The organism is Tsukamurella serpentis, from assembly GCF_054780975.1.
In genome coordinates this window covers 166,993-179,384 of the sequence record NZ_BAAGVH010000001.1, presented here as the reverse complement: position 1 = coordinate 179,384, position 12,392 = coordinate 166,993, and the positions used below count along the sequence as shown (strand labels likewise).

Sequence of the window (12,392 nt, the reverse complement as noted above, 5' to 3'; positions counted from 1 at the left end):
GATGATCGCGGTCATGCTCTCTCCTAGCGTCAGTGGCGGGATGTTCCCGTTCATCCGCAGGTCTATCGGAGCAGACTGACAAGTTTTCACTGCCGCCTCACCAGTCACACCAAAGACCGTGCACATGTTCGAAAGAACTTCTGTTCGATTTCTACCACAGGGCTGATCCGAACGGAAGACACGCGGCGAAATTTCTCGAACAGATGTTTGTCAGGGCGTCCGGCCTGGACTACAGTGGGTTGCAGAACCGAACGGGCGTGAGGAGCGGCACATGACAGACGAACGACAGGTCCAGCACCGGGACAAGCGCTTCCGCGACGCACAGGGCAACGTGTCCGAGGATCACCTCACGCGTCGCCAGAAGCAGGTCCTCGAAGTCATCCGGAGATCCGTCCGGGACCGCGGGTACCCGCCGAGCATCCGTGAGATCGGCGACGAGGTCGGCCTGACCTCCACATCGTCGGTGGCGCACCAGTTGCGCACCCTCGAGCGCCTCGGATTCCTGCACCGTGACCCGAACCGTCCGCGTGCGGTGAACGTCCAGGGGGCGGAGGAGCGCACGGCGCAGGTCATCCAGAAGGTGATGGAGGACGAGGACCGCATGCCCGAGCCGGCCTTCATCCCGGTTCTCGGCCGGATCGCCGCCGGAGGGCCGATCCTCGCCGAAGAAGCGGTCGAGGAGATCTTCCCACTCCCCCGTGAGCTCGTCGGCGAGGGTTCGTTGTTCCTCCTCAAGGTGGTCGGCGAGTCGATGACCGATGCCGCCATCTGTGACGGTGACTGGGTGGTCGTTCGGCAGCAGGCCGTGGCCGAGAACGGCGACATCGTCGCCGCGATGCTCGACGGCGAGGCCACGGTGAAGACGTTCCGCCGCACCGGCCGCGACATCTGGCTGATGCCGCACAACCCCGCGTTCGACCCGATCCACGGCAACGACGCCGTGATCCTCGGCAAGGTGGTCACTGTGATGCGCCGGATCTGATTCCGGCGTACCGGCGCAGATGATCGGTGGCCGAACCGAACTCGGTCTCGATCACGGTCAGACGCTTGAAGCAGTGCCCGATAGCGAGTTCCTCGGTCAGTCCCATACCGCCGTGCAGTTGGACGGCGTTCTGGCCGATGAACCGGGCTGCACGCGCAACGGTCACCTTCGCCGCCGAAACCGCTCGCCGTCGTTGCCGCGGCTCCGCATCGAGGTTGAGGACCGCCAGGTACACGGCCGCGACGGCCTGTTCCAGTTCCAGATACATGTCAACCATGCGGTGCTGCAAGACCTGGAACGTGCCGATCGGAACCCCGAACTGATTGCGTTGCTTGGTGTATTCGACCGTCTCCGCCACCACGCGACGCATGATTCCCACCGCCTCACTGCACACCGCCGCGGCTCCGTCGTCGAGGGCCCGTTCGATCGCCTCCCAGGCGGTGCCCTCGGTTCCGATCAATGCCGACACCGGCACACGCAGATCGGAGAACTCGAGATCACCGGTGTGGTGGTCGTCGATGGTGCGGAAGTACCTCGCCGCCACCCCGTTCGGCGGCGCCTGTGGGTCGAACTCGAACAGCAGCAACGACAACCCGTCGCGATCGAGCCGCTCCCCCGATGTCCGCGCCGCGACCACCAGATGCGTCGCGAGGGGAAGATCCGCGACCACCGTCTTCGTACCGGAGAGCACGTACTCGTCGCCGTCACGGCTCGCGCGCACCTGCACGTCCCACGGCTCACGACCGGATGCGGGTTCGGTGAGCGCAAAGCCGATACGGACGTCCCCGTCGGCGATCCGTTCCAGCACGGCCGCAGCGGAATCGCCGCCTGCCTCTCGCAGCAGCGCCGCGCCGACGACGGCGGTACCGATGTACGGCTCGACCACCAGCGCGCCGCCGAGTTCCTCGGCGATCACCATCGTCTCCTCGGCTCCGCCGCCGAGCCCGCCGGCCGACTCGGGCAGGGCTGCACCAAGAATCCCCAGTTCGGAGGCGAACGCCCGCCAGACCGCGGGTTGCCACCGCTCTTCAGATCGCGCCGCGGCCCGGGACTGCGCCAACGGGTACCGGCCGGCGAGATAGCCCCGCACGGCGTCTCGGAGCACGGCCTGTTCGCCGGTGAGTGTGAAGTCCATCTACAGCCCCAATACCGTCTTCGCCAGGATGTTGCGTTGAATCTCGTTCGAACCCGCATAGATCGAGCCCGCACGATCGTTGAAATAGCGCAGCGGCGCGACCGCCTGCCACAGCTCTCCGCTGTGCGCTCCGTCGGGAGGCACCAGATGATCGACCACCGGGCCGCCCGGGCGGGTGACGTGCGGCTGATAGATCCGCCCCCGCGGTCCGGCACTGAGGTAGATGAACTCGGTGATCGCTTGACTGAGTTCGGTACCGAGGATCTTGAGCATCGACGCCGCCGGTCCGGGATTGCCCCCCTCCGCGAGCACCGCGAGCGAACGGTGTTCGAGAATCTCCAGCACGTCCACGCGAGCGCGTAGTTCCGCCAAGCCGAGCCGGAAGTCGTCGTCCTCCGCCAGCGGTCGCGCGTCCCGGCCGGGCACGTGTTCGGCCTGCTCGGCGAGCCGGTCGAGCGAGACCTGCAGCCAGGGAGCCGCCGCCCCGCCACCCCGCTCGAACTCCAGCAGGTACTTCGCCACGGTCCAGCCGTCATCGATCTCACCCAGCACGTTGGCGATCGGTACTCGCACCGCGTCGAAGAAGACCACGTTCTGAACCTCCTCACCGGAGGCCATCACCAGTGGCCGGATCTCGATGCCCGGCGCGGTCATCTCCAGCAGCACGAACGTGATCCCCTGCTGCTTGCGCTCCGAAGTGGACGTGCGCACCAGTGCGAACATCCAGTTCGCCTCCCGGGCGTGCGTGGTCCAGATCTTCGACCCGGTGAGCACGAGATCGTCACCGTCGGTCTCAGCGCGCATGCTCAGCGAGGCGAGGTCCGATCCGGACTCCGGTTCCGAATACCCCTGGCAGAAGAACACCGAACCGTCCAGGATGCCGGGCAGGAAGAAGTTCTTCTGCTCCTCGGTGCCGAACCGGATGATCGCGTGTGCGACCATCCGGAGCCCCATCGGCGATAGGAACGGCGCCCCGGCGACGACCGACTCCCGCGCGAAGATGTAGTGCTGAGCGACGGTCCAGTCGCATCCTCCCCACTGCACCGGCCACGCCGGGGCGGCCCAACCCCGCTCATGCAGGATCGCCTGCCACCGCAGGCTCGCATCGTGGTCGGCATAGACGCTGGTGGCCAGGTCACCGGCAGCACGCAGGTCGTCGGTCAGGTGCGTGCGGAGGAACTGCCGCACGTCGTCGCGGAACTGCTCCTCGGCTGCTGTGAACGCCAGATCCATCGTCGGGCCACCCCTCGTTGACACCGCTCGCAACTACGAGACAGAATTCGAGTATGTCTCACATTGAGCGGTCTGCCAACCGGTTCGCGGTGATCGAGCTGGCCGCACAGTGGTTCCGGGAGGGCCGCCGCATCGACATCGGGCGGCTCGCCACCGCGTCCGGAATCGGCCGCGCCACGGTGTACCGCTGGTTCGACGGGCGCGAGCACGTGGTCGGCGAGGCCATCTGGCTCGGCATCGCTCAGGCGATCGAACGCGTGGAATCGGCCGAGCCCACCCGCGATCGCACAGCGTTCCTGAGCTGCTTCTCCCAGCTCGCGCACGAGGTACGCCAATACGCACCGCTCACCGGATTCGTCGCAGAGGAGCCCGAGTTCGCGATGCGGGTACTGCAATCGGGCGACGGGGTGGTGCAGGGGCGGCTCATCGAATGGGTGCGGAACTGGCTCGACGACATCGATGTCCCCCCGGCGAACACACAGGTCCGCGGGATCTCCCGGGCCGATCTCGCGTACGCGATCGTGCGGCTCGCGGAATCGTTCCTGTGGTCCGACATGCTGATCGGCACCGCACCGCAACCGGATAAGGCGACCGCACTGGTCGAGTTGCTACTGACGGGAGCGGACGCCTAACCGGCGAAGATCCCGACCACCAGATTGATCGACGTCGCCAGGATGACCGTGCCGAAGACGTACGACAACAAACAGTGCCGCAGCACCACACTGCGAATCTCGGTGCGCGAGACCGCGTTGTCGGACACCTGGTAGGTCATACCCAGGTTGTAGCTGAAGTAGAAGAAGTCGCGGTACGCCGGTGGATCGTCATTACCGAAATCGATCCCACCCGTCCGCTCCCCACGTTCGTCCCCCGGGTCACCGTAGAACAACGCCGCGTACTGGGTGGAGTACGTCAGATGCAGCGCGGCCCACACCGAGAACGCCGCCAACAGAGCTGCCGCTGCCGAGAAGTGCTTGGTGCCGGAGTGCCCGGTGAGCAGCAGGATCACGATCGCCACCAGACCACTCACCGCGATCACCCCGACCACGAGCTCGGCGACCCGCGGCCGGAAGTTCTCCCGGCGGACCGTCGCCCTGGTCGCGTCCGGCCCGAGCGGCCACAGCACCAGCCACCCCACGACCACGAAGACCAGTGCAGCGGCGCCGATCCCACTGAGCGCCCCCAGCCCGACATCGAACACCGATCCGACGGCCGCAGTCACCACCGCGCCGACCACCAGTGCCAGACCGGTGCGGGCGGAGACGGACAGCAGCGGACCGGCCGGAGCCGGGTTCACGACGCGAAGGGCGCCAGCGCACCGGCCAGCGAGCCCGGCACCCGGGCGACGATGCGGGTGCCGTCGGCGTCGTGATCGGCGGTCACCACGGTGCCCTCGGCGTGGACCCGGGCCAGTAGATCCCCACGGTCGTAGGGGACCAGCGCGGAGACCTCGACGTCGGCCGCAGCGATCAGTTCGGTCATCCGGGCCAGCAGTTCGTCGATGCCCTCTCGGCTGTGCGCCGAGACGAACACCGCCTCGGGCAGCGCGACCCGCAGCTGCGCCAGGACCAGCGGATCTGCAGCGTCGATCTTGTTGACCACCAGCAACTCCCGGGGCAACGACGACTCCCGCTCCCCCGCGACCTCACGCAGTACGTGCCGCACCGCGTCGATCTGGCGTTGCGGCATGGGGTCGCTGCCGTCGACCACGTGCAGCAGCAGATCGGCGTCCACGACCTCCTCCAGCGTGGACCGGAAGGCCTCGACCAACTGGGTGGGCAGGTGCCGTACGAAGCCGACGGTATCGGTGAGGACCACATCGCGGCCATCGGTCAGCCGGCCCTGCCGGGTGGTCGGGTCGAGGGTCGCGAACAGCGCGTTCTGCACCAGGACACCGGCGTCGGTGATCGCATTGAGCAGGCTGGACTTGCCCGCATTGGTGTAGCCGGCGATCGCGACCGCGGGCACCCCGGAGCGCCGGCGCTGCCCGCGCTTGGTGTCGCGAGCCTGCTTCATGCCCTTGATCTCCCGGCGCAGCTTGGCCATCCGCTCACGGATCCGCCGCCGATCGGTCTCGATCTTCGTCTCACCCGGACCACGCAGACCCACACCGCCGTTGCTGCCCGCACGGCCGCCCGCCTGCCGGGACAACGCCTCACCCCAGCCGCGCAGCCGCGGCAGCATGTACTCCATCTGTGCCAGGCTGACCTGCGCCTTGCCCTCACGGGAGGTCGCGTGCTGGGCGAAGATGTCGAGGATCAGGGCGGTGCGGTCGATGACCTTGACCTTCACCACCTTCTCCAGCGCGTTCAGCTGCGCCGGGGTGAGCTCACCATCGCAGATCACCGTGTCGGCGCCGGTGGCGAGCACCACTTCGCGCAGTTCATGGGCTTTGCCGGAGCCGATGTACGTGGCCGGGTCCGGCCGGTCCCGACGCTGGATGACGCCTTCGAGGACCACCGAACCGGCGGTTTCGGCGAGCGCTTTGAGTTCGGCGAGCGAGGAATCGGCCTGCGCCGCCGATCCCTCGGTCCACACGCCCACCAACACCACCTGCTCCAGGCGCAACTGCCGGTATTCGACCTCGGTGACGTCGTCGAGCTCTGTGGAGAGCCCCACGACGCGGCGGAGCGAAGAACGCTCGTGCAACTGGAGTTCGCCGACGGTCGGGGCCGGCTCCCAGGTATCGATGTCTGTCATATGCCTCCAGTGTCGCACGTCCGACACAGGAGGTCACGCGGGTTTCCGGCGTCCCCTCGGCCGGCGGAGGTCAGCGCAGCAGGCCGGGGCGGGTGACTCCGGAGGCGACGATCCGGCTCGGACCGCGGAGCACGGCACCGTCGCCCTCGACGGTCACGACGACCGCCCCGCCGGGGACGTGCACCGTCACCTCGCCGGTGTCGGCCCCGGCGGCGCGCAGCGCGGCGACCGCAGCGGCCACGGTGCCGGTACCGCAGGAACGCGTCTCCCCGGATCCCCGCTCGTGCACCCGCATGTGTACACCGCCGGCGATGAGTGGAGTGAGCACCTCGACGTTGGTGCCGTGCGGGAACAACCCGTGATCGAAGGTCGGCGCAGAGGCGATGTCGAGTCGGTCGAGCATGTCGGCGGTGAGGCCGGGAACCACGCACGCCAGGTGCGGATTGCCCACGTCGACGGCGATCCCGGGCAGGTCGCGGCCGTCGACACCGGCGGTGGACTCCCCGAACACCGTGGGCCGGCCCATGTCCACCGAGACCTCGGCGACGTCCGGATCGGCGTGATGCACGCGCACCGGCTTCCCGCCGGCCCGCGAGCCCACCACGAACTCGGCACCGGTGACCAGCCCGGAGGCGGCGAGGTAGTGCGCGAAGACCCGGACACCGTTGCCGCACATCTCGGCGATCGAGCCGTCCGCGTTGCGGTAGTCCATGAACCAGTCGTCGCGGCCGACCCCGTCGGGCAGGGTGTCCAGGACACCCGCGTCGACCAGGTTTCCGGCGCGGGCCACGCGGAGCACGCCGTCGGCGCCGATCCCCGCGCGGCGGTCGCACAGCGCGGCGACCAGGCCGGCGGTCAGATCGATCGCGACATCCGCATCCGGCAGGATCACGAAATCGTTCTCGGTGCCGTGGCCCTTGAGGAAGTCGATCGGCTCACTCGTGGTCATGGTGCCAGTCTACGACCGGTGGACGGCGGCACGGTGCGCGGTGAGCGCCCGCGCCAGCAGGTCCGGTGCGGCGGCGTCGAGCCAGGTCACACGGGGGTCCCGGCGGAACCAGGAGCGTTGGCGGCGCACGTACCGGCGGGTGCCGATGAACGTCGCCTCCTGCGCCTGGGCGAGGTCGTATTCATCGTCGAAGGCGGCGAGGACCTGCGCGTACCCGATCGCCCGGGAAGCCGTGACCCCCTCCCGCAGGCCCCTTCGCTCCAGCGCGCGGACCTCATCGACCAGACCGCCGTCGAACATCAGGCGGGTCCGCAGCTCGATCCGCGCGTCCAACTCGGCGGTGTCACGATCGAGCGCGACGATCGCGGTGTCCCAGCGGGCTGGCCCGATCACCGGCGCCGACGCCGCGAAGGGTTCACCGGTGATGGTGACCACTTCCAGCGCCCGCACGATCCGGCGCCCGTCGGTGGTGAGGATCTTCGCCCCGGCCGCCGGGTCGAGCCGGGTCAGCTCGCGGTGCAGCGCCACGGCACCGATCTCGGTGAGCCTGTCCTCGAACCGCCGCCGGACCACGGGGTCGGTGGCCGGGAAACTCCACTCGTCGAGCAGGGCCTGGAAGTACATCATCGAACCGCCCACGATCACCGGGGTGCGCCCGGCGGCGATCAGCCGCTCGGCGTCGGCGCGGGCCCGCTCCTGGTACGCGGCGACGGTGGCGGTCTCGGTCACCTCCAGCACATCGAGCTGGTGATGCGGAATGCCCCGGCGCTCGGTGACGGGCAGTTTCGCGGTGCCGATGTCCATACCGCGGTACATCTGCATCGCGTCGATGTTGATGATCTCGCCACCGAGACGTTCCGCCAGGTCCAGGGCCAGATCCGATTTCCCGGTCGCGGTGGGACCGACCACGGCGACCGGGCGCACCGTCACCGCGGCACTCCGGTCGCGACCAGGTAGCCGACGCCGAACGGAGCGCCGCGATAGAGCATTTCGCCCCGCCCGCCCATCGCCTCGGCGGCTGCGCGCCACGCGCTGTCCAGGCCGTCCAGGCCATCCGGGGAGCCCTCACACACCGCGGCGACCTGCCCGGCGAAGACCTGCTCGTCCTGCGGGCGGTGACCTCCCGGTGCACGGGGGGTGAGGGTGTTCGGGCCATCGAGGACGAACAGCAGGCCCGCGGCATCGTCGAAGCCGGTGAGCCGGGCCGACGGCGCGGTCATGCCCCGCAGCCAGGCCGCGACCAGCAACGGAAGCGGCCAATGCGGATCGGGACCGGGCTCCCCCGACGGTCCTCCGGGAGCCGCCGTGACCAGGACGTCAGCCCCGAATCCGGCGAACGTTCCAGCGCCCGTGGGCACCGGTAGTGGCCCGCCGGCGATCACGTGCCAGGTGTCCGCACGGTCGGCGAGCCAGCGGCCGGCCTCCAGCACCGCCGCACGCACCCGGTCAGCTTCCCGGTCCCCGGGGGTACCCACCAGCTCGGGAACGAGCAGCGGTGCGCCGGGGATCACGACGGCGGGCCTGGATGTGCGCATAAGAAGAACGCTAATCGATCGCGCCGGTGCACCGGCGGAGTGCTTGAATGGACCGAAGACCCCCGGCGACGCGGGTCACTGACTGACGGCAGCCGTGACGCGCGGCGCAGACGAAGGGGAATACCGTGGCCGAGAACGACCCGATCGCCGAGACCGCTCCGAGCGCATCGGACGCTCCCAAGCCCGCACCGGCTCCCGCGGCCCGGCCCGGCCCGAAACCGCACCCCGGCCCCCGCCCGGGCGGACCTCGCCCCGGTGGACCCCGCGCGCAGGCCGCGGCACCGCCGGCGCCCCGAACCCGCCCGGCATCCGACCCGAGCAAGCACGGCCGGGTCGACGACGACGGCACGGTCTACGTGATCACCTCCGCCGGCGAGCGCGCCGTCGGATCCTGGCAGGCCGGCGAGGCCACCGAAGGGCTCGCACACTTCGGCCGCAAGTACGACGAGCTCGCCACCGAGGTCGAGGTGCTCGAGGAGCGTCTCGCCAGCGGCACCGGGGATCCGAAGAAGGTCCGTGTCGCCGCACAGCAGGTGGCCGATTCGCTGCCGACCGCCGCGGTGGTGGGCGATCTCGACGCCCTGGCCTCGCGGGTGGGCGCGCTGCTCACCGGTGCCGATACCGCGATCGTGACCTCGCAGGCCGATCGGGACAAGCACCGCGCCGAGAGCATCGCCCGCAAGGAGGCCCTCGCCGAGGAGGCCGAGAAGATCGCAGCCGAGGCGACGCAGTGGAAGTCCGCGGGTGACCGGATGCGGGCGCTGCTCGACGAGTGGAAGACGATCAAGGGCGTCGACCGCAAGACCGACGACACGCTGTGGAAGCGCTACTCCAAGGCCCGGGACGCGTTCAACAAGCGCCGCGGTGCCCACTTCGCCGAGCTCGACCGGGAACGGGCGGGGGCACGTGCCCGCAAGGAGGAGCTGATCGCCGAGGCCGAGAAGCTCAAGGACGATACGAACTGGGGTGAGACCTCGGCGAAGTTCCGGGATCTGCTCGCCAAGTGGAAGGCCGCCGGCCGTGCACCGCGCGATGCCGACGATGCCCTCTGGGCCCGGTTCAAGGGCATTCAGGACGAGTTCTTCTCCGCCCGGAACGCGGCGGCGCACGAACGGGACGCCGAGTTCGCCGAGAACGGCAGGGCCAAGCAGGCCCTGCTCGACGAGTACGCGCCGCGTATCGAGTCGGCGTCGAATCTCGCCGCCTCGAAGTCGGCCCTGCGGGAGTTGCAGGACAAGTGGGAGGCGATCGGCAAGGTCCCGCGGGAACAGATGGGTTCGCTCGAGGCCGGTATCCGCAACCTGGAGAAGCAGGTCAAGTCCGCCGACGACACCCAGTGGCGGCGCACCGATCCGGAGGCCACCGCCCGCGCCGCGCAGTTCCGCGACCGAGTCGCGCAGTTCGAGGAACAAGCCGGTAAAGCGGAGAAGGCCGGTAAGACGAAGGAGGCCGTGCGGCTGCGTGAGCAGGCTCAGCAGTGGCGCGAATGGGCGGACGCCGCGGAGAGCGCCGTCGAGAACCGCTGACCCGAGCCGTCCCCCCGGCGAGGGCCTAATCCTCGCCGGCGGGGCGCTGCGCCCGCGGCGGCTGGGAGCCGATGCCGTTGCTGCGCGCGAAATCGTCCCACTGCGCTGCGGCGTCACGGCGCTGCTGCTCGGCGGCGAGCTGGAACGCGGTGCGGGCCCAGATGGTCTTGATCCAGACCACCGCCAGCACGAGGATGCCGAGCCAGCCCAGGAGCAGGCCGATCCCGGCGCCGCTGGGCGGCTCGCCGTGCAATCCGGTGGTCTGCCGCGACCACACCGAGAGCAGGCCGAAGACGATCCCGACGCCGCAGCCGGCACCGGCGATCACCGACAGCACCCAGCGGCGGGTGAGCAGGGCCGCGCCGGAGGCGAAGACACCGAAGACCACCTCCAGCCAGACGAAGACCTTGGAGACGATCACCAGCGAGCTCGACTCGATGTGCGGATCGCCCATGATGATCTCGATGCCGGTGACCGAGCCGGTGTGCGGAAGCGCGAGCGAGGCGATCACCAGGACCACCGCGATCGCGGCGATCAGGATCCGCGGACCCACTTGGAACTCGCCGGCGAGCTTCTTCTCGACGGACTCGATCTCGGTCCGCAGGTTCTCCAGCTCTTCGGCGCTGCGCGGGCTCTGGCTGTCGCGGTTCATGGGGTCCATTGTCCACCCTCGGGGAAGGGGCATCTCCTACAGGTCGTCGTAGAGCGATGCCCGGTGATCGGAAGCTGCGTTCAGCAGGAGGAACAGCCGGTGGCCGCGGGCTGCGCCGGAGTCTGAGGCCGGCCCACCGCGGGCAACCCCAGACCGACACCGACGGGCGCGGTGACCGGGGTGATCGCGGCCTCGACGTTGTCACCGGCACGCGTCCGGCGGTGCGCGAGTACACCGGCGTCGGCCACCAGGTGGTGCGGCGCGGCGCCGGTGATCTCCACCTCGACCACGTCGCCGGCCCGGATGCCCTCGCCGGCGGCGAAGTGCACCAGCCGACCGTCGCGGGCCCGGCCGGACATGCGCTTGGTCTCGGCGTCCTTGCGGCCCTCACCGAGCGCCACCAGCAGTTCGACGGTGCTCCCCACCTGCTTGGTGTTCTCCTCGAGGGTGATCCGCTCCTGCAGGGCGATCAGCCGGTCGTAACGCTCCTGGACGACCTGCTTGGGAAGCTGATCGGGCAGGTCGGCGGCGGGGGTGCCGGGCCGGATGGAGTACTGGAAGGTGAACGCCGAGCTGAACCGGGCCTTCTCGACCACGTCCAGAGTGGCCTGGAAATCGGCCTCGGTCTCCCCCGGGAAGCCGACGATGATGTCGGTGGTGATCGCGGCGTGCGGGATCCGCTCGCGGACCCGGTCGAGGATGCCGAGGAACTTGGTGCTGCGGTAGCTGCGGCGCATGTCCTTGAGCACCTTGTCCGAGCCGGACTGCAGCGGCATGTGCAATTGCGGGCAGATGTTCGGGGTCTCCGCCATGGCGTCGATCACGTCGTCGGTGAACTCGGCCGGATGCGGGCTGGTGAACCGGACTCGTTCGAGTCCCTCGATCCGCCCGCAGGCGCGCAACAGATCGGCGAAGGCACCGCGGTCCCGGGGCAGGTCCGGATCGGCGAAGTTGACCCCGTAGGCGTTGACGTTCTGGCCGAGCAGCGTCACCTCGGAGACACCCTGGTCGACGAGGGCCTGCACCTCGGCGAGAATGTCGCCGGGGCGCCGGTCGACCTCTTTACCGCGCAGACTCGGGACGATGCAGAAGGTGCACGTGTTGTTGCAGCCCACCGAGATGGACACCCATCCCGAGTAGGCGCTCTCCCGGCGGGCGGGCAGCGTCGACGGGAAGGCGTCGAGCGCCTCGACGATCTCCACCTCCGCTGTGGCGTTGTGCCGGGCACGTTCGAGCAGGGTCGGCAGCGAACCGATGTTGTGGGTGCCGAAGACGACGTCCACCCACGGGGCCTTCTTGACGACGGTGCCACGGTCCTTCTGGGCGAGACATCCACCGACCGCGATCTGCATACCGGGGCGTTCGCGCTTGATCGGCGCGAGGTGGCTCAGGTTGCCGTAGAGCTTGTTGTCGGCGTTCTCGCGCACCGCGCAGGTGTTGAAGACCACCAGATCAGCCTGCTGGTCACCGTCGGCCCGCACATAGCCCGCATCCTCGAGCAGACCGGACAGGCGCTCGGAGTCGTGCACGTTCATCTGGCAGCCGTAGGTACGCACCTCGTAGGTGCGGGCGGCGACCTCGTGGTCGTGGCTGGGGGCGGTGTCGATCACCGATCCAGGATATCGAGACCTGCAAATCGCCCGCGATCCCAGATTTTCGTGACCAATCCGGTGGACTTAACGC

Annotated in this window: 12 protein-coding genes; 3 read left to right on the top strand and 9 right to left on the bottom strand. The window is 69.1% G+C overall.

The window, feature by feature from the left end; translation table 11 throughout:
• Positions 1-271 precede the first annotated feature (271 nt).
• The gene (gene lexA, locus ACYVHG_RS00860; protein ID WP_461165535.1) at positions 272-982 is read left to right on the top strand and encodes a transcriptional repressor LexA; all 711 of its coding nucleotides are present in this window, start codon (positions 272-274) and stop codon (positions 980-982) included.
• Here the strand turns inward: lexA and ACYVHG_RS00855 are convergent.
• Both ACYVHG_RS00855 and ACYVHG_RS00850 read right to left on the bottom strand, forming a co-directional pair.
• Positions 960-2,117 (bottom strand): acyl-CoA dehydrogenase family protein, encoded by a 1,158-nt coding sequence (locus ACYVHG_RS00855; protein ID WP_461165534.1) that lies wholly within the window; start codon positions 2,115-2,117, stop codon positions 960-962. The two genes, lexA and ACYVHG_RS00855, sit on opposite strands and share 23 nt — an antisense overlap.
• Positions 2,118-3,350: an acyl-CoA dehydrogenase family protein gene (locus ACYVHG_RS00850; protein WP_461165533.1), complete on the bottom strand. Its 1,233-nt coding sequence runs from the start codon at positions 3,348-3,350 to the stop codon at positions 2,118-2,120. It abuts the gene before it with no gap.
• 53 nt (positions 3,351-3,403) lie between these two features.
• Between ACYVHG_RS00850 and ACYVHG_RS00845 the strand changes: the two genes are divergently transcribed.
• Positions 3,404-3,982: a QsdR family transcriptional regulator gene (locus ACYVHG_RS00845; RefSeq protein WP_461165532.1), complete on the top strand. Its 579-nt coding sequence runs from the start codon at positions 3,404-3,406 to the stop codon at positions 3,980-3,982.
• On the opposite strand, the gene ACYVHG_RS00840 is transcribed toward ACYVHG_RS00845, so the two are convergent.
• From ACYVHG_RS00840 to ACYVHG_RS00820, 5 genes are all read right to left on the bottom strand, one after another.
• Positions 3,979-4,644 carry a DUF1345 domain-containing protein gene (locus ACYVHG_RS00840; RefSeq protein WP_461165531.1) on the bottom strand — a complete coding sequence of 222 codons (666 nt, stop codon included), beginning with the start codon at positions 4,642-4,644 and terminating at the stop codon, positions 3,979-3,981. The two genes, ACYVHG_RS00845 and ACYVHG_RS00840, sit on opposite strands and share 4 nt — an antisense overlap.
• Positions 4,641-6,047: a GTPase HflX gene (hflX, locus tag ACYVHG_RS00835; protein ID WP_461165530.1), complete on the bottom strand. Its 1,407-nt coding sequence runs from the start codon at positions 6,045-6,047 to the stop codon at positions 4,641-4,643. The genes ACYVHG_RS00840 and hflX overlap by 4 nt, the downstream gene beginning before the upstream one ends.
• 70 nt (positions 6,048-6,117) lie before the next feature.
• Complete coding sequence (gene dapF / locus ACYVHG_RS00830; protein ID WP_461165841.1) at positions 6,118-6,978, bottom strand: diaminopimelate epimerase; 861 nt, start codon at positions 6,976-6,978, stop codon at positions 6,118-6,120.
• Positions 6,979-7,005: 27 nt separating this feature from the next.
• Positions 7,006-7,926, bottom strand: coding sequence for a tRNA (adenosine(37)-N6)-dimethylallyltransferase MiaA (gene miaA / locus ACYVHG_RS00825; protein ID WP_461165529.1), 921 nt, complete (start codon positions 7,924-7,926; stop codon positions 7,006-7,008).
• The gene (locus tag ACYVHG_RS00820) at positions 7,923-8,531 is read right to left on the bottom strand and encodes a class III extradiol ring-cleavage dioxygenase family protein (RefSeq protein ID WP_461165528.1); all 609 of its coding nucleotides are present in this window, start codon (positions 8,529-8,531) and stop codon (positions 7,923-7,925) included. The genes miaA and ACYVHG_RS00820 overlap by 4 nt, the downstream gene beginning before the upstream one ends.
• 125 nt (positions 8,532-8,656) lie before the next feature.
• Here ACYVHG_RS00820 and ACYVHG_RS00815 point away from each other — a divergent pair, with 125 nt between their 5' ends.
• On the top strand, positions 8,657-10,057 hold the full coding sequence (locus tag ACYVHG_RS00815; RefSeq protein WP_461165527.1) for a DUF349 domain-containing protein: 1,401 nt from the start codon (positions 8,657-8,659) through the stop codon (positions 10,055-10,057).
• Positions 10,058-10,082: 25 nt separating this feature from the next.
• On the opposite strand, the gene ACYVHG_RS00810 is transcribed toward ACYVHG_RS00815, so the two are convergent.
• Positions 10,083-10,709 (bottom strand): Rv2732c family membrane protein, encoded by a 627-nt coding sequence (locus ACYVHG_RS00810; RefSeq protein ID WP_461165526.1) that lies wholly within the window; start codon positions 10,707-10,709, stop codon positions 10,083-10,085.
• An 80-nt stretch (positions 10,710-10,789) separates the two neighbouring features.
• Positions 10,790-12,319, bottom strand: coding sequence for a tRNA (N6-isopentenyl adenosine(37)-C2)-methylthiotransferase MiaB (gene miaB, locus ACYVHG_RS00805; RefSeq protein WP_461165525.1), 1,530 nt, complete (start codon positions 12,317-12,319; stop codon positions 10,790-10,792).
• Between the last annotated feature and the right edge of the window lie 73 nt (positions 12,320-12,392).

Bases quoted from the DNA above. Each gene is read 5' to 3' on its own strand.
- ACYVHG_RS00855 (WP_461165534.1), bottom strand. From the start codon at position 2,117: ATGGACTTCACACTCACCGGCGAACAGGCCGTGCTCCGAGACGCCGTG.
- ACYVHG_RS00810 (WP_461165526.1), bottom strand. From the start codon at position 10,709: ATGAACCGCGACAGCCAGAGCCCGCGCAGCGCCGAAGAGCTGGAGAAC.
- ACYVHG_RS00845 (WP_461165532.1), top strand. From the start codon at position 3,404: ATGTCTCACATTGAGCGGTCTGCCAACCGGTTCGCGGTGATCGAGCTG.
- hflX (WP_461165530.1), bottom strand. From the start codon at position 6,047: ATGACAGACATCGATACCTGGGAGCCGGCCCCGACCGTCGGCGAACTC.
- ACYVHG_RS00820 (WP_461165528.1), bottom strand. From the start codon at position 8,531: ATGCGCACATCCAGGCCCGCCGTCGTGATCCCCGGCGCACCGCTGCTC.
- ACYVHG_RS00850 (WP_461165533.1), bottom strand. From the start codon at position 3,350: ATGGATCTGGCGTTCACAGCAGCCGAGGAGCAGTTCCGCGACGACGTG.
- lexA (WP_461165535.1), top strand. From the start codon at position 272: ATGACAGACGAACGACAGGTCCAGCACCGGGACAAGCGCTTCCGCGAC.